At 63.2% G+C, this 23,399-nt stretch carries 25 protein-coding genes and 1 pseudogene; 18 read left to right on the top strand and 8 right to left on the bottom strand.

All coding sequences use genetic code 11. The annotated features are described in order from the left end of the window. The first annotated feature begins 70 nt into the window (after nucleotides 1-70). Both QMO80_RS31135 and QMO80_RS31140 read left to right on the top strand, forming a co-directional pair. Nucleotides 71-1,282 carry a Tm-1-like ATP-binding domain-containing protein gene (locus QMO80_RS31135; RefSeq protein ID WP_283201661.1) on the top strand — a complete coding sequence of 404 codons (1,212 nt, stop codon included), beginning with the start codon at nucleotides 71-73 and terminating at the stop codon, nucleotides 1,280-1,282. Next, nucleotides 1,279-2,103: a phosphoenolpyruvate hydrolase family protein gene (locus QMO80_RS31140; protein ID WP_283201662.1), complete on the top strand. Its 825-nt coding sequence runs from the start codon at nucleotides 1,279-1,281 to the stop codon at nucleotides 2,101-2,103. Before QMO80_RS31135 ends, QMO80_RS31140 begins: the two co-directional genes overlap by 4 nt. A gap of 74 nt (nucleotides 2,104-2,177) precedes the next feature. Here the strand turns inward: QMO80_RS31140 and QMO80_RS31145 are convergent, their stop codons facing one another. Beyond that, entirely contained in the window at nucleotides 2,178-3,023 is an 846-nt protein-coding gene (locus tag QMO80_RS31145; RefSeq protein WP_283201663.1) for an NAD(P)-dependent oxidoreductase, read from the bottom strand. Nucleotides 3,024-3,238: 215 nt separating this feature from the next. Between QMO80_RS31145 and QMO80_RS31150 the strand changes: the two genes are divergently transcribed. From QMO80_RS31150 to QMO80_RS31190, 9 genes are all read left to right on the top strand, one after another. Further along, nucleotides 3,239-3,706, top strand: coding sequence for a universal stress protein (locus QMO80_RS31150; protein WP_283201664.1), 468 nt, complete (start codon nucleotides 3,239-3,241; stop codon nucleotides 3,704-3,706). A 93-nt stretch (nucleotides 3,707-3,799) separates the two neighbouring features. Then, nucleotides 3,800-4,714, top strand: coding sequence for a J domain-containing protein (locus QMO80_RS31155; RefSeq protein WP_283201665.1), 915 nt, complete (start codon nucleotides 3,800-3,802; stop codon nucleotides 4,712-4,714). A 2-nt stretch (nucleotides 4,715-4,716) separates the two neighbouring features. Continuing rightward, nucleotides 4,717-5,040, top strand: coding sequence for a chaperone modulator CbpM (locus tag QMO80_RS31160; protein WP_283201666.1), 324 nt, complete (start codon nucleotides 4,717-4,719; stop codon nucleotides 5,038-5,040). Between the two features lie 163 nt (nucleotides 5,041-5,203). Then, nucleotides 5,204-5,398, top strand: a complete 195-nt coding sequence (gene napE, locus QMO80_RS31165; RefSeq protein WP_283201667.1) for a periplasmic nitrate reductase, NapE protein — start codon at nucleotides 5,204-5,206, stop codon at nucleotides 5,396-5,398. A 3-nt stretch (nucleotides 5,399-5,401) separates the two neighbouring features. Continuing rightward, on the top strand, nucleotides 5,402-5,905 hold the full coding sequence (gene napF / locus QMO80_RS31170) for a ferredoxin-type protein NapF (protein WP_283201668.1): 504 nt from the start codon (nucleotides 5,402-5,404) through the stop codon (nucleotides 5,903-5,905). After that, on the top strand, nucleotides 5,898-6,182 hold the full coding sequence (locus QMO80_RS31175) for a chaperone NapD (protein ID WP_283201669.1): 285 nt from the start codon (nucleotides 5,898-5,900) through the stop codon (nucleotides 6,180-6,182). The genes napF and QMO80_RS31175 overlap by 8 nt, the downstream gene beginning before the upstream one ends. After that, a complete protein-coding gene (gene napA, locus QMO80_RS31180; protein WP_283201670.1) occupies nucleotides 6,157-8,661 on the top strand; it encodes a periplasmic nitrate reductase subunit alpha in 2,505 nt (834 codons plus the stop codon). Before QMO80_RS31175 ends, napA begins: the two co-directional genes overlap by 26 nt. Next, complete coding sequence (locus tag QMO80_RS31185; RefSeq protein ID WP_283201671.1) at nucleotides 8,631-9,131, top strand: nitrate reductase cytochrome c-type subunit; 501 nt, start codon at nucleotides 8,631-8,633, stop codon at nucleotides 9,129-9,131. Before napA ends, QMO80_RS31185 begins: the two co-directional genes overlap by 31 nt. Nucleotides 9,132-9,139: 8 nt before the next feature. Then, nucleotides 9,140-9,847, top strand: coding sequence for a NapC/NirT family cytochrome c (locus QMO80_RS31190; RefSeq protein WP_283201789.1), 708 nt, complete (start codon nucleotides 9,140-9,142; stop codon nucleotides 9,845-9,847). Between the two features lie 24 nt (nucleotides 9,848-9,871). On the opposite strand, the gene QMO80_RS31195 is transcribed toward QMO80_RS31190, so the two are convergent. The 3 genes and pseudogenes from QMO80_RS31195 to QMO80_RS31205 all read right to left on the bottom strand — a co-directional run. Beyond that, nucleotides 9,872-10,801 (bottom strand): phosphatidate cytidylyltransferase, encoded by a 930-nt coding sequence (locus QMO80_RS31195; RefSeq protein WP_283201672.1) that lies wholly within the window; start codon nucleotides 10,799-10,801, stop codon nucleotides 9,872-9,874. After that, nucleotides 10,798-11,418 carry a 1-acyl-sn-glycerol-3-phosphate acyltransferase gene (locus QMO80_RS31200; protein WP_283201673.1) on the bottom strand — a complete coding sequence of 207 codons (621 nt, stop codon included), beginning with the start codon at nucleotides 11,416-11,418 and terminating at the stop codon, nucleotides 10,798-10,800. Before QMO80_RS31200 ends, QMO80_RS31195 begins: the two co-directional genes overlap by 4 nt. A 35-nt stretch (nucleotides 11,419-11,453) precedes the next feature. Then, a pseudogene (locus QMO80_RS31205) lies at nucleotides 11,454-11,598 on the bottom strand (CDP-alcohol phosphatidyltransferase family protein); the annotation flags it as partial. A gap of 292 nt (nucleotides 11,599-11,890) precedes the next feature. On the opposite strand from QMO80_RS31205, the gene QMO80_RS31210 reads away from it, so the two are divergent. From QMO80_RS31210 to QMO80_RS31235, 6 genes are read left to right on the top strand one after another with little or no spacing between them, the layout of a single operon-like run. Then, complete coding sequence (locus tag QMO80_RS31210) at nucleotides 11,891-12,877, top strand: BMP family protein (protein WP_283201674.1); 987 nt, start codon at nucleotides 11,891-11,893, stop codon at nucleotides 12,875-12,877. An 8-nt stretch (nucleotides 12,878-12,885) separates the two neighbouring features. Further along, nucleotides 12,886-14,298 carry an amidase gene (locus QMO80_RS31215; RefSeq protein ID WP_283201675.1) on the top strand — a complete coding sequence of 471 codons (1,413 nt, stop codon included), beginning with the start codon at nucleotides 12,886-12,888 and terminating at the stop codon, nucleotides 14,296-14,298. After that, nucleotides 14,295-15,827, top strand: coding sequence for an ABC transporter ATP-binding protein (locus QMO80_RS31220; protein ID WP_283201790.1), 1,533 nt, complete (start codon nucleotides 14,295-14,297; stop codon nucleotides 15,825-15,827). Before QMO80_RS31215 ends, QMO80_RS31220 begins: the two co-directional genes overlap by 4 nt. Continuing rightward, nucleotides 15,817-16,866, top strand: coding sequence for an ABC transporter permease (locus tag QMO80_RS31225; RefSeq protein ID WP_283201676.1), 1,050 nt, complete (start codon nucleotides 15,817-15,819; stop codon nucleotides 16,864-16,866). Before QMO80_RS31220 ends, QMO80_RS31225 begins: the two co-directional genes overlap by 11 nt. Next, nucleotides 16,863-17,807, top strand: a complete 945-nt coding sequence (locus QMO80_RS31230; protein WP_283201677.1) for an ABC transporter permease — start codon at nucleotides 16,863-16,865, stop codon at nucleotides 17,805-17,807. The genes QMO80_RS31225 and QMO80_RS31230 overlap by 4 nt, the downstream gene beginning before the upstream one ends. Before the next feature lie 25 nt (nucleotides 17,808-17,832). After that, entirely contained in the window at nucleotides 17,833-19,122 is a 1,290-nt protein-coding gene (locus tag QMO80_RS31235; protein ID WP_283201678.1) for an amidohydrolase family protein, read from the top strand. 264 nt (nucleotides 19,123-19,386) lie between these two features. Here the strand turns inward: QMO80_RS31235 and QMO80_RS31240 are convergent, their stop codons facing one another. Both QMO80_RS31240 and QMO80_RS31245 read right to left on the bottom strand, forming a co-directional pair. Continuing rightward, a complete protein-coding gene (locus tag QMO80_RS31240) occupies nucleotides 19,387-20,085 on the bottom strand; it encodes a ribonuclease activity regulator RraA (protein WP_283201679.1) in 699 nt (232 codons plus the stop codon). 25 nt (nucleotides 20,086-20,110) lie between these two features. After that, on the bottom strand, nucleotides 20,111-20,896 hold the full coding sequence (locus QMO80_RS31245; RefSeq protein ID WP_283201680.1) for an SDR family oxidoreductase: 786 nt from the start codon (nucleotides 20,894-20,896) through the stop codon (nucleotides 20,111-20,113). A gap of 97 nt (nucleotides 20,897-20,993) precedes the next feature. On the opposite strand from QMO80_RS31245, the gene QMO80_RS31250 reads away from it, so the two are divergent. Further along, a complete protein-coding gene (locus QMO80_RS31250; RefSeq protein ID WP_283201681.1) occupies nucleotides 20,994-21,866 on the top strand; it encodes a LysR family transcriptional regulator in 873 nt (290 codons plus the stop codon). 4 nt (nucleotides 21,867-21,870) lie between these two features. On the opposite strand, the gene msrA is transcribed toward QMO80_RS31250, so the two are convergent. Both msrA and QMO80_RS31260 read right to left on the bottom strand, forming a co-directional pair. Next, entirely contained in the window at nucleotides 21,871-22,380 is a 510-nt protein-coding gene (gene msrA / locus QMO80_RS31255; RefSeq protein WP_283201682.1) for a peptide-methionine (S)-S-oxide reductase MsrA, read from the bottom strand. Nucleotides 22,381-22,474: 94 nt separating this feature from the next. Then, nucleotides 22,475-23,308 (bottom strand): inositol monophosphatase family protein, encoded by an 834-nt coding sequence (locus QMO80_RS31260; protein WP_283201683.1) that lies wholly within the window; start codon nucleotides 23,306-23,308, stop codon nucleotides 22,475-22,477. Nucleotides 23,309-23,399: the final 91 nt, after the last annotated feature.

The following is a 23,399-nucleotide window of genomic DNA, read 5'->3' on the forward strand; positions in this document are numbered from 1 at the left end:
TATGGAAAATACAAAATCGGAAATTTTATCGAAAACACACAGAGAAAGTTCAAAAAGAGGAGGAAAACCAATGGGAAAGGTCTATGTCGTCGGCACCTGCGACACCAAGGGAGCGGAACTGAATTACGCCCGGGAGGTGGTTCGTACGGCCGGCGCCGATGCCGTGCTGGTCGATGTCGGCACAGTTGGGGAGGGTGCCGAAGCCGACATACGGGCGCGCGAAGTCGCCGAATTTCATCCCGAGGGTGCGGCGGCCGTGCTCGGGCAGACCGATCGGGGAACGGCGGTCTCGGCCATGGCCAAGGCGCTGACGGCATTCCTCAGATCGCGGGATGATATCGGCGCCGTTCTCGGCCTCGGGGGGACCGGCAATACCGCGCTGGTGACGGAGGCGATGCGCTCGCTTCCGATCGGCCTGCCGAAACTCATGGTCTCGACGGTCGCCTCAGGCAATGTCGCGCCCTATGTCGGACCGAACGATCTGACCATGATGTATTCGGTCGTCGATGTCGCCGGCCTGAACGCGATCTCGCGCAAAGTGATCGGCAATGCGGCGAACGCTGCGGCCGGCATGGCCTGCAACCCCATTCCCGCGTCGAGCGACGATCGGCCGGGTATCGGCATGACCATGTTCGGTGTCACCACGCCTTGCGTCACGCAGGCGCGCGAGATGCTCGGCAAGACGCATGAACTCTACGTCTTCCATGCGACCGGCGTCGGCGGGCAGTCGATGGAGAAACTTGCCGATTCCGGCCTGCTGCAGGGCGTGATCGACGTGACGACGACGGAGGTTCCCGACCTTCTCGTCGGCGGTGTCTTTCCGGCGACCGAGGATCGCTTCGGCGCCATCATCCGCACCGGCCTGCCCTATGTCGGTTCGGTCGGCGCCGTCGACATGGTCAATTTCGGCGCGCGGGAAACCGTCCCGGCGCCTTTCCGCGACCGCAGGCTTCACGTCCATAATGCACAGGTGACGCTGATGCGCACCACGCCGGAGGAAAACGCCAGGATCGGCGCCTTCCTCGTCGAAAGGCTCAACCGGATGCAGGGTCCGGTCCGCTTCCTGCTGCCGCTCCAGGGCGTTTCGGCGATCGATGCCGCCGGCCAGCCATTCCACGATCCTGAAGCCGATGCGGCGCTGTTTTCAGCCATCCGAAACGGCTGGCGCGATGCGCCGAACAGGCGCCTTGTCGAGATCGACGCCCATATCAACAGCCCGGAATTCGCTGCGGCACTCGTTTCCAATTTCCACGATATCCATGCCCCAAGGAGAGAGTTTTGACCCGTATCGACAGAAACGACATTCTGACCAAGCTTCGCCGCAAGATCGCCGAGGGCCGCCCGATCATCGGCGGCGGCGCCGGTACCGGCCTTTCCGCCAAGAGCGAGGAGGCCGGCGGCATCGATCTGATCGTGATCTACAATTCCGGCCGTTACCGCATGGCCGGGCGAGGCTCGCTCGCCGGCCTGCTCGCCTATGGCAATGCCAATGAGATCGTCAAGGAGATGGGCCGCGAGGTCCTGCCGGTCGTGCGCCACACGCCGGTGCTCGCCGGCGTCAACGGCACCGATCCTTTCATGCTGCCCGATTTCTTCCTCGACGAATTGAAGGCGATGGGTTTTGCCGGCATCCAGAACTTTCCCACCGTCGGCCTGATCGACGGTACCTTCCGCGCCAATCTCGAAGAAACCGGCATGGGCTTCGATCTGGAAATCGACATCATCGCCCGCGCCCACGCCAAGGACATGCTGACGACCCCTTATGTCTTCAGCAGCGAGGACGCTATAGCCATGACCAAAGCCGGCGCCGATATCGTCGTCTGCCATCTCGGCCTGACCACGGGCGGCGCCATCGGTGCCGAAACGGCGCTGACGCTCGACGGATGCGTGGAGAAGATCAATGCATGGGCCGATGCCGCGCGGTCGGTGCGCGACGACGTCATCGTACTCTGCCATGGCGGACCGGTCTCCATGCCGGCGGATGCCGCCTATGTGCTCGCCCGCTGCAAGGGCTGCAACGGTTTTTACGGCGCAAGTTCGATGGAGCGCTTGCCGACCGAGGTCGCGATCCGGGCGCAGGTCGAGGACTTCGCCAAGATATAGGCGCGGTTTGGACCGGCCGTACGCCAGCTGTCGGCGCCTGCGTTGGGGGCGCCGGCGGCGAAGAGCCATAGTGGTCAGCCGCCGGTTTCCGCCAGGATCTCATCCAACTGACTGACGAGCATGCGGCTGCCCTTGACGTCGTCCGCCAGCCTGGCAAAAACCTCCGCCATGCCCCGAAAAATCGTCGCAGCCGGATCGTCTTCTCCGAGGAAATCGGCGATCTCCTGCATTTCGGCGACCCAGCGATAGGCTTTCGGATACATGTCGGGAATGGATTTCGAGAGCTTGCGGTCGACATCGGGAAGGCTTTCGGCAAGTTCGGCCTTCAGGCTTTCGGCAGCACCCGAGCGCGATGCGGCAAGCAGCATCGCCGCGCCGAGGCCGGTAAATCCCTTGTTGATGCCGGCGTAACACATCTTCAGCGCCGAAGCTGCGCCAAGCGGCCCGTCGAGTCTGCGGACCTTGAGGCCGTAATCTTCGAGCAGCCTGCTTCGCTCGGCGCTATCGCCGCTGACATAAAGGGTCGGGCCTGGTTTGCCGGTAACCGGAGGCCCGCCGATGATGGCGCCGTCCAACACGTCCACCGTGCCGCCGCCGAACCGTGCCGCCAATGCCTGCATGGTTTTCGGCGCAATCGCGTTGAGGTCGATGAAGGGCGGCGGCGCCTGTACCCCCGACGATATGTCCGCGATGAACTCGGCAACGCCGATCGCTTCCGCCGGCGGAACGATCGACAGGATGAGCGCGGCCTTCGCCAGATCCTGCCTGCCGACCGGCACCATGCCGGCGGCCGCAGCCCGTGCGATCGTCTGTTCACTGCGGCCTTCGAGGCAGGTCCGCACCGTGGCGCCATGGTCGATAAGCCGTTTGGCGACAGCGCTTCCCATGGCGCCCGCTCCGATAATCGCAAAATCCTGCATGTGAACCTCATGGTGTGACGGCATCGCATGAGAGCTATGGCCGATCGGGCCGCCGTCAACTGCGACAAGTCGGCGGAACTCTCGTGTTGAAGGGGCGTTTCCGTCCGCCCCGCCGATGCGTGGTTGCGCATTTCGGTTTGATTTTGGTCAAAGCAGACACGGTCGATACGGGTATGATCGGGGCGGCTATCTGCATTCTCAGGACATGGATCTCAATGTATCGGACGATCATCTGCGGCATCGGCATGGGTTCCAGGCAAACGGCAAACCGGCTGTTGCGCCGGGCGGCGGCGCTGGTGGAGGAAGGCGGCAGCATCGTTGTCGTGCACGTCGTCGAAAATATCCCGCACCGTCACCTGATGGAGCTTCCCGAGGAATTCGAAACGACTGCCATCGCCGATGCGGAAAGGAAACTTGCAGCGCTCTGCAAGGAGCTTGGGATTCCGGCGACGATCGAGGTTCGCGTCGGCACCGCCGCCTCCCTGCTCGTCACAGTCGCCAGGGAGACGTCGGCCGATCTTATTCTGCTGTCATCGCATGTGCTCGATATCACCGACTACGTCTTCTCCTCGATCGTCGACAAGGTCGTGCGCCACGCCGGATGCTCGGTTCTCATTGATCGGCGTTTCGATTGCAGGCACTCCGGCGCGGAGTCGCAAGCGGAAGACACAGCGCTGCTCTAATCCAATGCAGTCTCCCCTCCCCAGCGGCGGCCTGAGAGCCTATATCTCTGCTAAGCCAACCGGCAGTATCGACTGCCCTGACCGGAGATATGCATGAGCCAGGATCCCTATGAGCTTCTGGGCGTGAAACGGGATGCGACGCAGAAGGATATTCAAAGCGCCTTCCGCAAGCTCGCCAAGAAACTTCACCCCGACCTTAACCCCGGCGACAGAAAGGCCGAGGAGCGGTTCAAGGAAATTTCGACCGCCTACGAGATCTTGAGCGACGAGGAAAAACGCGGACGCTTCGATCGCGGCGAGATCGATATGACGGGCGCCGAGCGGGCGCAGCGCAGCTATTACCGCGACTATGCCTCGGCGAGCGGTCCCGGTAATCCCTACCGCAACAGTTCCGGTTTTGCCGATTTCGCCGATGCCGATAATTCCTTTGCCAATTTCTTTTCGCGCCGCGCCGGCGGAGGGAGGATGCGCAGCCAGGGCCAGGACCGGCGTTTCTCCATGGAGGTCGATTTTCTCGAGGCGGTCAACGGCACCCGGACCGAGATCAAACTGCCGGACGGGCCGCAGCTCGATGTGCAGATCCCGCCCGGCACCCGCGACGGCCAGACCTTGCGACTGCGCGGCAAGGGCGAGCCGGGCATTGCAGGCGGGCCGCCGGGCGATGCCCTCATCGAAATCCGCGTGGGGCCTCACCGCTTCTTCACGCGCGACGGCGACGACATCCGCCTGGAGCTGCCGATCTCGCTTGGCGAGGCGGTGCTCGGCGGCAAGGTCCGCGTACCGACACCGTCGGGACCGGTCAACCTGACGCTGCCCCCGCACTCGAATGCCGGCAAGGTCCTGCGTCTCAAGGGCAAGGGTGTCGCTACACGCGGCGGCGGGCACGGCGACGTCTATGTCGCCCTGAAGATCGTGCTGCCCGACAATCCCGACGAACGGCTGACGTCTCTGATGAAGGAATGGGCGACGGCAAATTCATACGATCCGAGGAAGAACATGGAGGCTTGATCGTGGATGATCTCGAATTCCGTCTTTGCTTGAAAATCGATGTCGTCCAGCTCGATCTCTGGGTCGAACAGGGCTGGCTGATCCCGGAGATGTCGAATGAAGGACGGCAGTTTCATGACGCCGACGTCGCGCGCGCCCGGCTCATCCTGGACCTGATGGGCGACATGGGCGTCAACGAAGCCGGCGTCGATGTCGTCATGGATCTGGTCGACCAATTGTACGGCCTGCGGGGAACGATGGACAGGCTGGTGACCGCCATCGGCAGGCAGGAGCGGGATGTTCAGCGCCGGCTGTTCGAGAGCCTCGAGGATATCGACCGGTTTTAGACGTGCACCTGCGCGAATGGTTTTGATCGCCTGCTTCTATGGCGGCTATGGCTGCGACAATGCAGGTCATGCCACCAGATCGGAGATAGTTGTAGCCTGGGGAATGCACGTCAACTGGTCATGATTGCCTGAGCATGCTACCATCTGCACTTGGGGGCCTGTCATGTCTGAATTGCTTCAAAAAGCATCGGGGCAGAGCGATCCGCGCGCGAAGCGCCGGGCGGAAATGCTGGCTTTCCTTGTTCTTGCATTCGGAATATGGCCTCTGGTGGCCGTCGGTGTCGTTGGCGGCTATGGCTTCCTCGTCTGGATGTTTCAGATCATTTACGGCCCTCCGGGGCCGCCGGCCGGACATTGAGCCATGTCCCAAGCGCCGATGTCGCGACGTCAATTCCTTTCAGGCCGGCCGCCAATGGCCGATCATCGGGTTTGCCCGCCGGGAGCCTCGATGGAAACCCTTGCCGCGGCATGCACGGCGTGCGGACGATGCGAGGAACGCTGTCCGACCAACATAATCCGCCTCGTGGGCGGATTGCCATCGCTCGACTTTACCAGAGGCGAATGCACCTTCTGCGGTGAATGCAAGGCAGCGTGCCCTGAACCCGTCTTCGCGGCGGACCGGGTCGATCGCTTTGCCCATGTTGCTGCGGTCGGCGATACCTGCCTGGCAAGGCAGGGCATCACCTGCCAGTCCTGCGGAGAAGCTTGCCCTCAGCAGGCGATCCGTTTCCGGCCCCGTATCGGCGGCCCGTTTCTTCCCGAGCTGCGCGCCGACCTCTGCAACGGATGCGGGGGATGCATTGCCGGATGTCCAGTCAGCGCCATCACGCTGCAGCCACGCAGCATGGAGGTGGCCGATGCCTGAGCGAGGCCAGCGCTATCATATATCGAGCGCCGTGGTCGCGACCATGCCGGCCCGCACCGAGGCGGTTCTCGAGGAAATCGCCAAAATGCCAAGCGTGGAAGTTCACGGTCAAGCCAATGGCAAGATCGTCATCGTCATCGAGGGAACGAGCACGGGCATGCTCGGCGATCGTCTGTCGCAAATCTCGCTCCTGGACGGGGTGATCGCGGCGAACATGGTGTTCGAGCATGTCGAGGAGGAGATGCAAGGCCATGACGGGAGAATTGAGCAGGCGTGAGATTCTGAAGGCCCAGGCCGCTGCCATAGCCGCGGCCGCCGCGGGAATGGCGATGCCGGCCGCCGCTCAGCCGGTGCCGGGCGGCGTCAGTGCGCTGGAGATCAAATGGTCGAAAGCTCCTTGCCGTTTCTGCGGCACCGGCTGTGGCGTCATGGTTGGCGTCAAGGAGGGCCAGGTCGTTGCGACACACGGAGACATGCAGGCGGAGGTCAATCGCGGCCTGAACTGCATCAAGGGCTACTTTCTGTCGAAGATCATGTATGGCGAAGACAGGCTTCAGACTCCCCTGCTGCGCAAGCGCGATGGCCGTTATGCCAAAGACGGCGAGTTCGAACCGGTGAGCTGGGACGAGGCCTTCGACGTGATGGCCGAGCAATGCAAGAAAGTGCTGAAGGACAAGGGCCCGACGGCCGTCGGCATGTTCGGTTCCGGCCAGTGGACGATTTTCGAAGGCTATGCCGCCACCAAGCTGATGCGGGCCGGCTTCCGTTCCAACAATCTGGATCCCAACGCCAGGCATTGCATGGCCTCGGCCGCCTATGGGTTCATGCGCACCTTCGGCATGGACGAGCCGATGGGCTGTTACGACGACTTCGAAAACGCGGACGCCTTCGTGCTCTGGGGCTCCAACATGGCGGAGATGCATCCGATCCTCTGGACGCGCGTCGCCGATCGCCGGCTCGGGCAACCGCATGTGCGCGTCGCGGTGTTGTCGACGTTTACGCACAGGAGCATGGATCTCGCCGATATTCCCATCGTGTTCAAGCCGGGAACCGATCTGGCAATCCTGAACTTCATTGCCAACCACATTATCCAGACGGGACGCGTGAACGAGAATTTCGTCCGCGATCACACGAAGTTCGCAAGGGGCGTCACCGATATCGGTTACGGCCTGCGCCCGGACAATCCGGTGGAAACCGCTGCGGCCAATGCCAAAGATCCCGGCAAGACCGAGCCGATGGATTTCGACGCCTTCAAGGAATTCGTCGGTGAATATACGTTGGAGAAGACCTCCAAGCTCACCGGCGTCGATCCGGAATTCCTGGAGCAGCTTGCGGAACTCTACGCCGATCCCGGCCGCAAGGTGATGTCGCTGTGGACGATGGGCTTCAACCAGCATGTCCGCGGCGTCTGGGCAAACCAGATGGTCTACAATCTGCATTTGCTGACCGGGAAGATCTCCGAGCCGGGAAACAGCCCGTTCTCCCTCACCGGCCAGCCGTCGGCCTGCGGGACGGCTCGTGAGGTGGGAACCTTCGCGCATCGTCTTCCCGCCGACATGACGGTGACGAACCCCGAGCACCGCAAGCATGCCGAAGAAATCTGGCATATCCCGCAGGGGATTATTCCGGAACAGCCCGGATATCATGCGGTCCAGCAGGACCGTATGCTGAAGGACGGCAAGCTGAACTTCTATTGGGTGCAGGTCAACAACAACGTCCAGGCAGGACCGAACACCAGCAACGAGACCTGGCAGGGTTATCGCAACCCCGACAATTTTGTCGTGGTTTCGGATGCCTATCCGACCATAACCGCGTTGAGTGCCGACCTGATCCTTCCCGCAGCGATGTGGGTCGAGAAGGAAGGCGCCTATGGAAATGCCGAACGGCGCACACATGTCTGGCACCAGCTCGTCCAGGCCAAGGGCGAGGCGCGATCCGATCTCTGGCAGATCGTCGAGTTCTCGAAGCGCTTTACCACCGACGAGGCGTGGTCGAAGGAGATCCTCGACGCCAATCCGGACTATCGGGGAAAAACGCTCTTCGACGTGCTCTTTCACAACGGCGAGGTCGATCGATTTCCGCTTGGCGAGATCAGCGCCGAATATGACAATGCCGAAGCCAAGGCCTTCGGATTCTATATCCAGAAAGGCCTGTTCGAGGAGTATGCCTCCTTCGGGCGCGGGCACGGCCATGACCTCGCGCCTTATGACACATATCACGAGGTGCGTGGGCTGCGCTGGCCGGTGGTCAATGGCCAGGAAACGCGTTGGCGATATCGGGAAGGCTACGACCCCTATGTAAAACCCGGCGAGGGAGTGAAGTTCTACGGCCAGAAGGACGGCAGGGCCGTCATCCTGGCCGTGCCCTATGAGCCGCCGGCCGAATCTCCCGACGACGAATTCGATTTCTGGCTCGTCACCGGGCGTGTCCTCGAACACTGGCACTCCGGATCGATGACGATGAGGGTCCCGGAGCTCTACCGGGCGTTTCCCGGCGCGCGATGTTTCATGAACGCCGAAGATGCCCGCAAGCGCGGCATCAACCAGGGAGCGGAGGTGCGCATCGTTTCCCGCCGCGGCGAGATTCGCTCGCGCATCGATGTCAGGGGCAGGAATCGAATGCCGCCGGGTGTCATCTTCGTCCCCTGGTTCGACGCCAGCCAGTTGATCAACAAGGTCACGCTGGACGCCACCGATCCCATCTCCAAGCAGACGGATTTCAAGAAATGCGCGGTCAAGATTCTTTCCGCCGTGTAAGGCGACCGGAATGGCAGGCAATCGCAGCCGGCATCGTCGTATTCCTGGCGACGGCAGCCGTTGGCCAGGTGCTCCAGCAAACCGTCCCGCAGCTGGAGGGCCCGACAGCCTCCATGGAAACCGGGGCTGCCAAGCCCCTGCCGAAGTGGATCGTCGATGACCAGCGCAGGATGCGAGCCTATCCGGATCAGCCGCCGATTATCCCGCATTCGATCGAAGGCTATGAACTGTCGGTCAATGCCAACCGCTGCCTCTCCTGCCACAAGCGGGAATTCACCCAGGACAGCGGCGCCCCGATGATCAGTGTCACGCACTATATGACCCGTGACGGCCAGATGCTCGCCGACGTCTCCCCGCGCCGCTACTTCTGTACGGCATGCCATGTGCCGCAGGCCGATACCCAGCCGCTCGTCCCCAATCAATTCAAGGATATGAGCGACCTGGGTTTCAAACCAGCCGGAAGCGAGTGAGCGTCATGATCGCATTTGTCAGGAAAGCGATTTTGTGGGCGTGGTCGATCCTGACGACGCCGGCGGCAACGATCGGGTTGGGCGTGCTGACGCTTGGCGGCTTTGTCGGCGGCGTCATCTTCTGGGGCGCGTTCAATACCGCGCTCGAACTGACCAACACCGAAAAATTCTGCACCTCCTGCCATGAAATGCACGACAACGTGTATCAGGAGCTTTCGCGCACCATCCATTTTTCCAACCGGTCGGGTGTGCGGGCGACCTGTCCCGACTGCCACGTGCCGCATCAGTGGACCGACAAGATCGCCCGCAAGATGCAGGCCTCGAAGGAGGTCTGGGGCAAGATATTCGGCACGATCAACACCCGGCCGAAGTTTCTGGAGAAGCGGCTGGAGCTCGCCCAGCACGAATGGGCGCGCATGAAGGCCAATGACAGCCTGGAATGCCGCAACTGCCATTCGGCGGTGGCAATGGATTTTCAGAAGCAGACACAGCGTGCCGCCGATATCCACAGCCGATATCTGCTTTCAGGCCAGGCGACCTGCATCGACTGCCATAAGGGTATCGCCCACGAACTGCCGAACATGGAAGGCATCGATCCTGGCTGGAAAATGCCGAAAGAGCTCGAGGGCAAGAAGATGGTGGACGCGACGCCGATCGACGATCTCCAGGACGCCATGGCGAGGGCGCACGCATCGTCGATGGAGATGATGAAATAAGCCTTCGCTTTCGCGTGTCGATCTTCAGGTGGTGAACCAGTAGCGGACGATGTGGAAGAACAGCGGTGCGGCGAAGGTGATGGAGTCGAGGCGGTCGAGCACCCCACCATGGCCTTCGATCACATAGCCCCAATCCTTGGCGTTGAGGTCGCGTTTGATCGCCGACAGCACGAAGCCGCCGAAGAAGCCGGCGACGACGATGACGGTGCTGACGGCCGCCGCCTGCAGCGGTGAGAACGGCGTCAGGCGATAGAGCAGCGTTCCCAGAAGGATGGCCGAGGCGCCGCCGCCGATCAGGCCTTCGAGCGTTTTCGACGGGCTGATATTCGGCGAGAAGCGGTGCTTTCCGAGAAGCTTGCCCCAGACATACTGGAAGACGTCGCTGAGCTGCACGACGATGACCAGATAGACGAGAAGAAGCGCGGACGGCGTACCGGTCTCAAGCATCAGCAGTGCCGGCGCGTGGCTGATCGAATAAACCGTCAGCATCAATCCCCATTGCACCCTGGCGGTCCGCGCCAGGAACTCGTTGACGTCGCCCGTCAGCGTCGCCACTGCCGGCAGGATCAGGAAGGCATAGACCGGGATGAAGATAGAAAACAGGCCGTACCACTGCGTTCCGAGCAGCACGTAATGCACCGGCAGGACCACGAAAAAGGACAGGAACAGTGCCAGATGATCGCCGCGCCGCGACGGCGTCAGCGTCCAGAATTCGCGCAGCGCCATGAAGGACAGAACTGCGAACAGGATGACCGTCGCCGTATCGCCGAGCAGGATGGCGCCGCCGAACACCGCGACCATGATCCACCAGGAGCGGATACGGGCGTTGAGGTTGTGGACGGTGGCGACGGAGCCGGGCTCGGTCGCGCGCCGCTGCAGGATGAAGCCGATCGCCGAGGCGACGGCAAGCAGGCCGAGGATTGCGGCAAGGACGATGGAGAAAAGGCTGGTCATGCGATGTGCCCTCCATCCGCGAGCTCGATGACGGCGGCGCGGGCGCGGGCCAGGAAGGCGCCCTTTTCCTCGCCCGGTTCGACGCGCAGCGGCTTGCCGAAGCGCGCCGTGCAGGTGATCGGCACGATCAGCATGCTCCCCTTGGGCAGGATGCGCTGGAGGTTGTCGAGATGGATCGGCACGAGATCGACGTCGGGGAAACGGCAGGCCAGGCGATAGATGCCGCTGCGGAACGGGGCGACCTCGTCGGTGGCGCTTCTCGTCCCTTCCGGAAAAATCAGGATCGAACGACCCTCCTCGAGCAGGCGCTCGAGTGGTTCCAGCGGGTTGCTGTCCGGCAGAGGCTTGCGGTCGATCAGGACGGCGCGCAGACCTTTCTCGGCGATGAAACGACGAAAGGCGCCGGTACCCCAATAATCGCGCGCTGCAACCGGATGGGTCAGCCGCCGCACCTGATACGGCAGGGCGGCCATGACGGCGACCGTATCGACATGGCTGTTGTGATTGGCGAAATAGATGCGGCGGCGCGTGTCGGGCGTACAGCCCCGCCACTCGCTTCGGGCGCCGACCATGACACGGACGAGCAGCACGAGAAGACGACGGACGAGTGCGCTCATAGTCTCTCCAGTGAACGGGCAAGCCTTGTCGTGCGCGTGACGCCGGTGCGCGCCTGCCACGCACTCAGGCCGATCGCCCAGGACGACGACCGGCTCGCGATCGGCCGCCGCGAGGCGTCTTCTCCATCACCCATTTTCTTATTTCCCCACCCAATAGTTCTCTGCATATCCTGCAAATATCGTCGCGCCAAGCCCTGCGGATCCGGTCCGCGCTCTCCTCGCGCCGAAGCGAAAGAGGTGATTATTGGAACGGAAATTCTCAACCGGGAAGCGCGGCGGTATCGGGGTGCAGCCTGCCACGCCGCGGTCTTTCCGCCAAGTCGCGACGCCATGGAGGCACGCAAAAATTCGGCGGACGAGGAAAGAGCCGAAGGGGTCGATCAGCCTGATTTTTAAGCCTGTTCTCTCCTTGACACCTTTTTAGGCGCTACTATGATTTTTGAACCAGACGGTAAAAAAAGGGGAGCAATCGATGACCAAAGACATCCTGATTTCACGCCGGGCAGTGATTGCATCGGGCATTGCGCTCGGCGTCAGCAGCTTCGTCCCGCTCGCAAGGGCCGCCGCCCCGCTGAAAGTTGCCGGCATCCATGCGTCGCCGGTTGAAAACGCCTGGAATTCCTGTCTTCACAAGGCCCTCCAGGACGCCGCCAAGGAAGGCGTCATCGAATATGTCTTTTCCGAAGGTGTCTCCGGCACCGATTATCCGCGCGCCATGCGCGAATATGCCGAACAGGGCAACAAGCTGATCATCGGCGAAGCCTATGCGGTGGAGAAGGAAGCGCGGCAGGTTGCTGCCGACTATCCCGACACCGCTTTCGTGCTGGGTTCGAGCGGCGAGCAGGCCGGCGACAATTTCGGCGTCTTCGGCACCTGGAATCATGACGGCGCCTATCTGGCCGGCATGCTTGCGGGCAAGATGACCAAGTCGAACGTCGTCGGTTCGGTCGGCGCCATTCCGATCCCCGAAGTCAACATGCTGATCAACGCCTTTGCCGCGGGCGTCAAGGCCGTCAATCCCGACGCGAAGCACCTCGTCTCGTTCATCGGCACCTTCTTCGACCCGCCGAAGGCCCGCGAGGCCGGCCTCGCCCAGATCGACGCCGGCGCCGATATCCTGTTCGGTGAGCGCATCGGCACGGCCGATGCCGCCAAGGAACGCGGCATCAAGTCGGTCGGCTCGCTCGTCGATTATACGCCGCGTTATCCCGATACGGTGTTTGCCAACGCCATGTGGTATTTCCGCCCGATCCTCGATGCCGCGATCGCCGATGTCGCTGCCGGCAAACCGGTCGGCAGGAACTACACCTCTTACGGTCTGATGAAGGAAGGCGGCAGCGATATCGTCTTCGTCAAGGGTGTTGCGCCTGCCGAGGCGGAAGCCGCGATGGAAGCCAAGCGGGCGGAGATCAAGGCCGGCACCTTCGAAGTTCCGAAGATGATGGAAGAGCCGAAGTAGTTCGGCTGATGCAGGGCGATGCGACGGAGTTGGCGGCAGCGATCAGGCATGGCAGCCTGAGCGCTGCAGAAGCGATGCAGATCTCGCTTGAGGCCGCCGCGCGGCATGCGCCGCTCGGCGCGATCGCCTATCTCGACGGCGCTTTGGGTCTCGCGGCCGCAAAGGCCTGCGACGAGGAACGGCAGCGCGCGCCCGATCGTTTCACCGCGCGGCCCTTTGCCGGCGTGCCGACCCTGGCGAAGGATCTCGGCGGTCCCTTCCGCGGACTGCCGGTAACGGCCGGTTCCCGCCTCTTCGAGAGAAAAGGCGGCGGAGCCGACTCCGATCTCGCTTCGCGGTTCCGCGACGCAGGCTTCTGTCTGCTCGGCCTGACGACGAGCCCGGAATTCGGCCTTTCGCTCGCCAGCGAACCGGCAATCGGGCCTGTCTGTCGCAACCCGCTCGATCCCACGCGCACCGCCGGCGGCTCGTCGGGCGGTGCGGCGGCAGCGGTTGCCGCCGGAATCGTCGCGATTGCCCATGCCACCGATGCCGGCGGCTCGATCCGCGTGCCCGCCGCCTGTTGCGGCCTGGTCGGAATGAAGCCGACCCGCGGCGCTATCCCCGGCGGACCTTCTTTCGGCAACTACCTTGCCGGCATCGCGAGTGAATTTGCGGTCTGCCGCTCGGTGCGGGATACGGCACTGATCTTCGGCAGTCTGAGCGGCAATGCACACGGACCCGTTCCGGATCCCGCTCCCGTCGATGTCGACACAGGCCGTTTGCGGATCGGCCTGTTGACCGATACCGGACCGGCCCACCCGACCGAGGGTGATCGCCTTGCAGCCGTCGCGGACGCCGCGCGGGTGCTGGAGAAGGACGGACACGCCATCATTCCATTGGCCTGGGCCGATTTCGAATGGAGCGCCGCCGCCAGCAGCTGTGCCTTCGCCGATATCGTTTCCGTCAACCTCGCCGCCCTCATCGAGGCGGCAGACCTTGAGGAAAGCAGGGCCGAGCCCCTCACGCAGGCTTTCGCTAGACGCGGACGTGCGCTTGCGGCCACCGAACTCTGGAAAACGCTGAACGATGCGGTGCTGGTGAGCCACGCCGTCTGGGCGCTGTTCGACAAGGTCGACTGCATCCTGATGCCGATGCTCGCCTCCGCGCCTCTTGCGATCGGCTCCTTTCCGTCCGATCATGCCGACACCGATCTGCATCTGGAGCGAATGACCGCGTTTGCGCCGCTTGCCTGCCTTGCCAATATTTCGGGTTTTCCTGCTTTGACGCTGCCTTTCGGAGAGGATGAGCACGCCATGCCGCTGCCGGTGCAACTCATGATGCCGATGGGGCACGAGCCCCGGCTTCTGTCGCTGGCGGCGCGCCTGGAGGCCGAGGGGCGATGGCAGCACCGTTTTCCGGTGGCGGGGTTGCCGTCATGACCGGGCCTGTTCTGGAAATTGTCGGCGTCAGCAAACGCTTCGGCGCCAATCTCGCCAATGACGATATTTCCATGACGCTTGCCAAAGGCGAGGTCGTCGCCCTGCTCGGCGAGAACGGCGCGGGCAAGACCACGCTGATGAGCATCCTTTTCGGCCACTATGTGCCGGATGCCGGCCGAATTCTGATCGAGGGCGCCGAGCTGCCGCAGGGCAAGCCGCGCGCGGCGATCCGCGCCGGCGTCGGCATGGTGCATCAGCATTTCTCGCTCGCGCCCAATCTCACCGTTCTCGAAAATGTCATGACCGGCACGGAAGGGCTGTGGTCCTGGCGCTCGGCAACATCCCAGGCGCGCAAGAAGCTCCTGGCGATTTCAGGGCGCTTCGGCCTTCAGGTCGATCCGGATGCCCGCCTCGGCGACCTCTCCGTCGGCGAGCAGCAGCGGGTGGAGATCCTCAAGGCGCTTTACAACGACGCCCGCATCCTGATTCTCGACGAGCCGACGGCGGTGCTGACCAATATCGAGGCCGAACGGCTGTTCACGACGCTGAAGGAAATGGCCCGCCAGGGCCTGTCGCTGATCTTCATCTCGCATAAGCTCGACGAGGTGATGGCGGCGGCCGACCGCATCGTCGTGCTGCGCGCCGGCAAGATGGTTGCCGAGCGCAGGGCGTCGGAAACCAGCAAGGCGGAACTCGCCGAGCTGATGGTCGGACGCCGGGTGACGCGGCCCGTTCGCGAACCGTCGACACCCGGCGCCGTTGCGCTCGAGGCTTCAAGTGTGACCGTGCGCACCGGCGGCATCGAGCGACTGAAATCGATCAGCTTCCGGCTGCACCAGGGCGAGATCCTCGGCATTATCGGCGTTTCGGGCAACGGCCAGGCGGCGTTGGCGCATCTTCTTTCCGGCACGCTGGCGCGCAGCGGCGGCGACCTCAGCCTGTTCGGCGAGGTGGTCGGCAATCTCGGCGTCGCCGATGTCGTCGATGCCGGTATCGGCCGCATTCCCGAGGACCGCAACCATGAGGGCGTGATCGGCGAAATGGCGATCTGGGAAAACGCCGTGCTGGAGCGCATCGCCTCGTCGGCCTTCTCGCGCCACGGTCTCGTCAACCGCAAGGCCGGCATGGCCTTTGCGAGAGAGATCATCGACGGCTTCGACGTTCGCGGCGGCGGCCCGGCGATCCGCACGCGGCTGCTTTCCGGCGGCAATATGCAGAAGCTCATTCTCGGGCGCAGCCTCTATCGGCGGCCGCGCATTCTGATCGCGGCACAGCCTGCCCGCGGCCTCGATGAAGGGGCTGTTGCCGCCGTGCACGCGCGCTTGCTCGAAGCCCGCCGGCAGGGAACCGCCGTGCTGCTGATATCGGAGGATCTCGACGAGGTGATCGCGCTTGCAGACCGCATACAGGCGATTGTCGGCGGCCGCTTGTCGCCGCCCGTTGACGCCGACGGCGCCGATGCCCGCAAGCTGGGGCTGATGATGTCGGGCGAATGGCAAGAGACCCGCGAGGCCGACCATGCGATTTGAGCGCCGCGAGCACCGCCCGCTTTACCTGCTGATCGTCACGCCCGTCATCGCCATCATAGCGGCGCTGGCGCTGGCGGGCATCCTGATCTCGATCGCCGGCGCACCTGTTCTCGATGCCTATTGGCGCATCCTGACCGGCGCCTTCGGCTCGCGGCTTTCGGCGACCGAAACGCTGACGCGGGCAACGCCGCTGATGCTGACCGGACTTGCCGCCGCCGTCGCTTTTCGGGCGCGGCTCTGGAATATCGGCGCCGAGGGCCAGTTCTATCTCGGCGCCATCGCCGTTGCGGCGGCAAGCTCGAAACTGCTCGGCAATCTCCCGGCACCCATTCTCATTCCACTGCTGCTGCTGGTTGGTGCCATTGCCGGCATGGTGCTGATCTTGATCCCGCTTTGGCTGAGGTTGCGCTTTTCGGTCGATGAGGTCGTCACAAGCCTGCTGATGAATTTCATCGCCGTGCTGTTCGTCTCGATGCTGATAGACGGCGTGCTCAAGGATCCGCTTGCCTTCGGCTGGCCGCAGTCGCAATCCGTCAGCGATCATGCCATGCTGCCGAAGCTGATCGCCCGCTCGCGCCTGCATATCGGCCTTGCGATCGCGATCGCCTTGGCGGTCGCCGTCCACTTCGTCCAGTCCCGCACGGTCTTCGGCATGCAGTCCCGCGCAGCAGGCCTTAGTCCCGCCGGCGCGGTCTTCGCAGGCGTGCCGCTCGGCAGGACGCTGGTGAAAGTAGCCTGTGTCTCGGGCGGGCTTGCGGGCCTCGCCGGCGCGATCGAGGTGATGGGCGTCAAGGGTTATGTGACGACGGACCTGTCGCCCGGCTTCGGCTATGCCGGCATCGTCGTCGCGATGCTCGCCAATCTCAATCCGCTGGGCGTGGTCTTCGCCGCCATTTTCACGGCCACCATGTTCGTCGGCGCCGACGGCATGAGCCGCGGTCTCGGCATCCCGACCTATATTGCCGACGTCACGGTGGCGCTGTCGCTCCTGACGATGCTGATCGCCTTGTTCTTCACCCAATACAGGATCCGGCGATGACGCAATTGTTCGATATCATCGCGTCTGCCGGGCTCTGGGCGGCAATCTTGCGGATCGCCACGCCGCTGATTTTCGGCACGCTCGGTGCGCTGCTCTGCGAACGGGCCGGCGTGCTCAATCTCGGCATCGAAGGCATCATGACCTTCGGCGCGATGATCGGCTGGCTTTCCGTCTATCACGGCGCCGATCTGTGGACCGGCCTGCTGATCGCCGCAATCGCCGGCGGCGCCTTCGGCCTGCTGCATGCGTCGCTGACGGTGACGCTCGGCCTGTCCCAGCACGTCTCCGGTCTCGGCGTCACGCTCTTTGCCTCCAGTTTCAGCTATTATGTCTTCCGGCTGATCGTGCCGCTTGCCAATACACCGCCCACCATCGTGCCGTTCCAGCCGATCGCCATCCCCGGTCTCTCGACGCTGCCGTTCATCGGCCCGGCCTTCTTTACGCAGACGGCGCCGACCTATCTTGCGATCCTTATCGCCCTGCTGATGGCCTATATCATCTTCCGAACGCCCGTGGGGCTTGCAATCCGCATGACCGGCGAAAATCCGCATGCAGCCGAAGCCCAGGGCGTCAATCCGATGAAGGTGCGATACGGCGCAGTCATCATCGGCAGCGCGCTGATGGGAATGGGCGGCGCTTTCCTGACATTGTCGGCGTTCAACAGCTTTTTTCCGACCATGGTGCAGGGGCGCGGCTGGATTTGCATCGCGCTCGTCGTGTTCGCCTCCTGGCGGCCGGGCCGCGCGCTGTTCGGGGCCCTGCTCTTCGCCTTCTTCGATGCCTTTCAGCTTCGGCTGCAAACGGCGCTGAGCGGCCTCGTGCCCTATCAGCTTTTCCTGATGACGCCCTATATCCTTTCCATTGCCGCTCTTGCCATCATGGCCCGCCGCGCCCGCGTCCCGCAGGCGCTGATGCAGCCCTATCGTCGCGGTGAGCGGTGAAGCCGCCTTTTCCAACGAGGTTCCGATGTTCGATCTAATCGTCAGAAACGCAAATCTCCCCGATGGCCGAACAGGCATCGACATCGGCATTGAGGGCGACAGGATCATGGCGGTCGAGCGCAATCTGCAGGCGCAGGCGCCGGAGGAAATCGACGCAACCGGCAGGCTGGTCAGCCCGCCTTTCGTCGATCCGCATTTTCACATGGACGCGACGCTATCGCTCGGCCTGCCGCGGATGAATGTGTCGGGTACGCTGCTGGAAGGGATCGCGCTCTGGGGGGAGCTGCGCCCGATCGTGACCAAGGAGGAATTGGTTGACCGCGCGCTGCGCTATTGCGATCTCGCGGTCACGCAAGGCCTGCTTTTCATCCGCAGCCATGTCGATACCAGCGATCCCAGACTGGTGACCGTCGAGGCGATGATCGAGGTCCGCGAAAAGGTCGCGCCTTATATCGATCTACAACTGGTCGCCTTTCCCCAGGACGGTTATTACCGCTCGCCGGGGGCGATCGACGCGCTCAGCCGGGCGCTCGATATGGGCGTTGACATCGTCGGCGGCATTCCTCACTTCGAACGGACGATGGGCGACGGCACGGCGTCGGTCGAGGCGCTCTGCCGCATCGCCGCCGAGCGCGGCCTGCCGGTCGACATGCATTGCGACGAAACCGACGATCCGCTCTCGCGCCATATCGAGACGCTGGCCGCGCAAACCATCCGCTTCGGTCTGCAAGGACGTGTCGCCGGCTCGCATCTGACCTCGATGCATTCGATGGACAATTATTATGTTTCCAAGCTCATCCCGCTGATGGCGGAGGCCGAGATCAATGTGATCCCCAATCCGCTGATCAACATCATGCTGCAGGGCCGGCACGATACCTATCCGAAACGCCGCGGCATGACCCGGGTCCGCGAGCTGATGGATGCCGGGCTGAATGTCTCCTTCGGGCACGATTGCGTCATGGATCCCTGGTATTCGATGGGGTCCGGCGACATGCTGGAGGTCGGCCACATGGCGATCCATGTCGCACAGATGGCCGGCATCGACGACAAGAAGAAGATCTTCGCCGCGCTGACCGTCAATTCGGCGAGGACGATGGGGATTGCAGCCTATGGCCTGGAGAAGGGATGCAATGCCGACCTCGTCATCCTCCAGGCAAGCGACACGCTGGAGGCGTTGCGGCTGAAGCCCAACCGGCTGGCGGTAATCCGCCGCGGCAAGGTCATCGCCCGCTCGGCGCCGCGCATCGGCGAGCTTTTCCTGGACGGGCGCCCGACGCGGATCGACGGCGGTCGGGATTACACGCCTCATTATTGAGAGGCGGCGGAGACTTGCCGGCCTACGGGAGCGGCTTTGGATCGGAGTCAGCAATATGGGGCAGCAAAGCTGCGACCCGCGAGACTGCTGACAAAGGCCGGCCAACTCCTCTTTCGTCATGCTCGGGCTTGTCCCGAGTATCTACAGCCGGCTCAGCAGGTCCTCGGCACAAGGCCGTGGATGACGCCGAGTAAAGAACGAGGCTTTCAACAAACTGAGGGGTCGCGAAGCCGCAGCCCCCTTCAATCCGTCTTATTCAGAGGCCTATTTCTTCGAAGTCTCGTAGAGCGCCCTGGTGTCGGCGTTCATCGGATAGAGGCCGGGCAGCGGCACGCCGTCATCGATCCTGGCCATGATCCAGGCTTCCATGCGCTCCTGTTCCGGCGCTTCATCAAGCACGGTGTCCAGGAGATCGGCTGGGATCAGCACCGCGCCGTCCTCGTCGACGACGATGATGTCATCGGGGAAGACCGCGACGCCGCCGCAACCGATCGGCTGCTGCCAGGCGACGAATGTGAGGCCGGCGACCGAAGGGGGAGCTGCGACGCCGCGGCACCAGACCGGCAGGCGGCTGTCGAGTACACCGGCGAGGTCGCGCACGACGCCGTCGGTGACGAGGGCCGCGACACCGCGCTTCTGCATGCGAGCGCAGAGGATATCGCCGAAAATGCCGGCATCGGTGACACCCATCGCATCGACGACCGCAACGCAACCTTCAGGCATCGCCTCGATTGCGGCACGAGTCGAGATCGGCGAGGCCCAGGATGCGGGTGTCGCCAGATCTTCACGGGCCGGAACGAAGCGCAGGGTGAAGGCCGGGCCGACGATGCGCGGCTGGCCGGGCTTCAACGGAACGGCGCCGCGAATCCAGACGTTCCGCAGTCCCTTCTTCAGAAGAACGGTCGTCAGGGTTGCCGTCGAGACGGTGTTGAGGGTTGCTATCGCTTGAGCGTCGAGGGCCATGGTATCGTTTCCAATCGGGTTTCGTTCAGATGCTCTGGATCATGCCGCCGTCGACGCGGATTACCGATCCGGTCAGATAGGAGGCGGGTTCGCTCGCCAGGAAGGCGACGACATTGCCGTATTCTTCCGGCCGGCCATAACGGCCGAGCGGAATGCCGCCGGTACTCTCAGTGATGACGTCATCGATGGATCGGTTTTCGCGCTTGGCCTTCTGCTCATCGAGGAAGGTGATGCGGCCGGTGGCGATGCGGCCCGGCAGAACGATGTTGACGGTGATGCCGTCGCGGCCGACCTCGCGCGCCAAGGTTTTCGACCATCCCACCAGCGACAGGCGCAACGCGTTCGAGATGCCGAGATTGGGGATCGGCGCGACCACGCCCGACGAGGTCGAGGTGACGATGCGCCCCCATTTGCGCGCCCGCATCCCAGGCAGGACACGATCGGCTATCGAGATGACGGAGAGCACCATGCTCTGGAAATACCGGTTCCAGATATCAGCGTCCTGGCCGGAGACCGTGGTCGGCGGCGGGCCGCCGGTATTGTTGATGAGGATATCGACCGGTCCGAAGTCACGTTCGATTGCTGCGACCTGCGCATCGATCGAGGCGAGATCGGCAAGGTCCCATTGCAGCGCCAGCGCCTTGCCGCCTTCGGATTCGATTGCGGCTGCGGTCTTTTGCGCGGCGGCGAGATCGATATCCGCAGCGGCAATTCTGGCGCCTTCGCTCGCAAGCCTGGCGGCGATCGCACTGCCCAGTCCGCCGCCGGCGCCAAGCACCAGGGCCGTCTTGTCCGTGAGGCCAAAATCCATGTCGCTCGTCTCCTCATAGGGTCGAGCCATCTTTCGGAGCATCGGACTGTAAATAAAATATCGCTTTTGCTTCGTTCAGGAGATAGAAAAACTATCGATGGACACGCGTTTTCTCGAAACCTTCATTGTCGTTGCCGAGCGGCACTCGCTGGCGCAGGCCGCCCAGCGGCTGAACCTGACGCCGGCCGCCGTCGCCCAGCGCATCCGTGCGTTGGAGGCCGAATTGGGGGTACGGCTGCTGGTGCGTTCCGGCCGCGTCATGCGGCCGACCGAGGCGGGTTTTGCCATTCTCGAACGCTGCAGGGACCTGGTGCGCGATACACGCGACCTGAAAGCGATGGCCGGTACCGCAACGATCTCGGGCGAGATGCGGCTCGGCGCGATCAACACGGCTCTGACGGGTCTTGTTCCCGACATTCTCCACCGCCTTGCCCAGGATTTTCCGCTGATCGAGATCTTCATCCGGCCGGGCGCTTCGATGGATCTCTATACCGAGGTTCTGAACGGCGCGCTGGATGCGGCCTTCATCATCGAACCGCGATTTCCGATGCAGAAGACGTTGACCTTCAATACGCTGCGCCAGGAACCCCTCGTGCTGATCGCGCCGCGAGGCTTCCAGGGGGCCGATCCGCTCGAGCTGCTGAGGACCCAACCCTTCATCCGCTACGATCGCAACCAATGGGGCGGCCATATCGCCGACGAATATCTGCGCGAGATCGGCATTCGCCCCATCGAGCGTTATGAACTCGACGCGCTCGAGGCGATCGCGGTGATGGTCAATCGCGGTCTCGGGATCTCGATTGTGCCGGATTGGGCGCCGCCATGGCCGGCTGGGCTCGATATCGTCAAGCTGCCCCTGCCGCGTGCGTCGGCCATGCGCACGGTCGGCATTGTCGCGACGCGTTCATCGCCGCGGGCAAACCTCATCGCCGCACTTCTGCAAACCAGCCGCGCGGCGATGGAGGCCTGATGGCTCAGGCGATCTTCTGACGAACCGGCAGTTTCCAGCCGGGCCGGACGAAGTGGCAGGTATAGCCGTTCGGGATCCGCTCCAGATAGTCCTGGTGCTCGGGCTCGGCCTCCCAGAAATCGCCGACCGGCACGACTTCGGTGACGACCTTGCCGGGCCACAGGCCCGATGCGTCGACATCGGCGATCGTATCCCTGGCGACACGCTCCTGCTCGGGGCTGGTATAGAAGATCGCCGAGCGATAGCTCGTGCCGACGTCGTTGCCCTGGCGGTTGCGCGTGCTCGGATCGTGGATCTGGAAGAAGAATTCGAGGATGTCGCGATAGCTGATCCTGGCGGGATCGAAGATGATTTCGATCGCTTCGGCATGGGTTCCGTGGTTGCGGTAGGTGGCGTTCGGTACGTCGCCGCCGGTGTAGCCGACGCGGGTCGAGATCACGCCCTTATACCGGCGGATGAGGTCCTGCATGCCCCAGAAGCAGCCGCCGGCGAGCACTGCACGTTCTTCGGTCATTGGGTGTCTCCTTGTTTCCCGGGAGATAGTGTTTCCAACCGCCGATTTCCATACGGCGCAGCAGGTACTGTCGTGCAATTCCTTCGTCGCCGCTTCAGCCCTTGATCTCGAAGCCTTCCTTGAGCCAGGGGTGCAGTACCTTGCTGGCGGCAAGGATATCGCCGGGGCCTTTGACTTCTGCGCCGGAAAATCGGGTGACGATGCCGCCCGCCTCCTCGACCATCAGCGCCGAGGCGCCGAAATCGTGGATCGAAAGCCCGTCCTCGAAGAATCCATCCAGCCGGCCGCAGGCGACATAGGCGATCGACAAAGCCGCCGAGCCGAGGCGGCGCACGCCCGCCGTATTGGCTATCAGCCGTTTGATCGCGTCGAAATAGGTCTCTTCCGCAACCGCCTTGACCTGGCCGGGGATCGGCAGGCCGGCACCGATAAGCACGTTCTCGACGTCGCCGACATCGGCGCAGCTGATGCGCTCGCCATCGAGATAGGCGCCGCCGCCGCGCTCGGCGCTGAACAACTCGTCCTGCATGGCGTCATAGACGACGCCGGCGACGAGCCTGCCGCCTTCGGCGATCGCGATCGTCATGCCGAAATGCGGGAGGCCCCAGGCGTAGTTGGTGGTGCCGTCGATCGGGTCGATGTAGATGATCGGCGTGTCCGGTCCGCCCATGCGGTTGCCGACGGCTTCCTCGCCCTGGATGGCGTAATCCGGGAAGGCCTTGGTCATTTCGTCGACGATGATCCGCTCGACGGCGACATCGATCTCGGTCTGATAGTCGCGCGGCGCCTTGGCCAGCATTTCCGCCGACGTCCGCCGCCGAAGCGAGGCGCGGGCGGTTTCGCCCGCCTTCAGGACCGTTTCGGCCAGCACGACGAGGCGGGGCGACGTGGCCGGCGAAAGACGCGCTGATATCGGGGAGGATGCCATGAGAAGATCCGGATGCTGCAGATGTGACGGAAATGACTCGTGCGGAAGCAATCCCTTCGCAGAGGCCGATGATGGTTTTATGAAGCTGACC

The sequence above is a fragment of the Rhizobium sp. BT03 genome (genome assembly GCF_030053155.1).
Classification (GTDB): Bacteria; Pseudomonadota; Alphaproteobacteria; order Rhizobiales; family Rhizobiaceae; genus Rhizobium.

Excerpts from the sequence above, each read along its gene's own strand:
- QMO80_RS31215 (WP_283201675.1), top strand. The coding sequence starts at position 12,886 with ATGCAGGGCGATGCGACGGAGTTGGCGGCAGCGATCAGGCATGGCAGC.
- napF (WP_283201668.1), top strand. The coding sequence starts at position 5,402 with ATGTCCCAAGCGCCGATGTCGCGACGTCAATTCCTTTCAGGCCGGCCG.
- QMO80_RS31135 (WP_283201661.1), top strand. The coding sequence starts at position 71 with ATGGGAAAGGTCTATGTCGTCGGCACCTGCGACACCAAGGGAGCGGAA.
- QMO80_RS31220 (WP_283201790.1), top strand. The coding sequence starts at position 14,295 with ATGACCGGGCCTGTTCTGGAAATTGTCGGCGTCAGCAAACGCTTCGGC.
- QMO80_RS31225 (WP_283201676.1), top strand. The coding sequence starts at position 15,817 with ATGCGATTTGAGCGCCGCGAGCACCGCCCGCTTTACCTGCTGATCGTC.
- QMO80_RS31200 (WP_283201673.1), bottom strand. The coding sequence starts at position 11,418 with ATGAGCGCACTCGTCCGTCGTCTTCTCGTGCTGCTCGTCCGTGTCATG.
- napE (WP_283201667.1), top strand. The coding sequence starts at position 5,204 with ATGTCTGAATTGCTTCAAAAAGCATCGGGGCAGAGCGATCCGCGCGCG.
- QMO80_RS31210 (WP_283201674.1), top strand. The coding sequence starts at position 11,891 with ATGACCAAAGACATCCTGATTTCACGCCGGGCAGTGATTGCATCGGGC.
- QMO80_RS31155 (WP_283201665.1), top strand. The coding sequence starts at position 3,800 with ATGAGCCAGGATCCCTATGAGCTTCTGGGCGTGAAACGGGATGCGACG.
- QMO80_RS31150 (WP_283201664.1), top strand. The coding sequence starts at position 3,239 with ATGTATCGGACGATCATCTGCGGCATCGGCATGGGTTCCAGGCAAACG.
- napA (WP_283201670.1), top strand. The coding sequence starts at position 6,157 with ATGACGGGAGAATTGAGCAGGCGTGAGATTCTGAAGGCCCAGGCCGCT.
- QMO80_RS31260 (WP_283201683.1), bottom strand. The coding sequence starts at position 23,308 with ATGGCATCCTCCCCGATATCAGCGCGTCTTTCGCCGGCCACGTCGCCC.
- QMO80_RS31245 (WP_283201680.1), bottom strand. The coding sequence starts at position 20,896 with ATGGATTTTGGCCTCACGGACAAGACGGCCCTGGTGCTTGGCGCCGGC.
- QMO80_RS31230 (WP_283201677.1), top strand. The coding sequence starts at position 16,863 with ATGACGCAATTGTTCGATATCATCGCGTCTGCCGGGCTCTGGGCGGCA.
- QMO80_RS31175 (WP_283201669.1), top strand. The coding sequence starts at position 5,898 with ATGCCTGAGCGAGGCCAGCGCTATCATATATCGAGCGCCGTGGTCGCG.
- QMO80_RS31240 (WP_283201679.1), bottom strand. The coding sequence starts at position 20,085 with ATGGCCCTCGACGCTCAAGCGATAGCAACCCTCAACACCGTCTCGACG.
- QMO80_RS31145 (WP_283201663.1), bottom strand. The coding sequence starts at position 3,023 with ATGCAGGATTTTGCGATTATCGGAGCGGGCGCCATGGGAAGCGCTGTC.
- QMO80_RS31185 (WP_283201671.1), top strand. The coding sequence starts at position 8,631 with ATGCGCGGTCAAGATTCTTTCCGCCGTGTAAGGCGACCGGAATGGCAG.
- QMO80_RS31195 (WP_283201672.1), bottom strand. The coding sequence starts at position 10,801 with ATGACCAGCCTTTTCTCCATCGTCCTTGCCGCAATCCTCGGCCTGCTT.
- msrA (WP_283201682.1), bottom strand. The coding sequence starts at position 22,380 with ATGACCGAAGAACGTGCAGTGCTCGCCGGCGGCTGCTTCTGGGGCATG.
- QMO80_RS31250 (WP_283201681.1), top strand. The coding sequence starts at position 20,994 with ATGGACACGCGTTTTCTCGAAACCTTCATTGTCGTTGCCGAGCGGCAC.
- QMO80_RS31235 (WP_283201678.1), top strand. The coding sequence starts at position 17,833 with ATGTTCGATCTAATCGTCAGAAACGCAAATCTCCCCGATGGCCGAACA.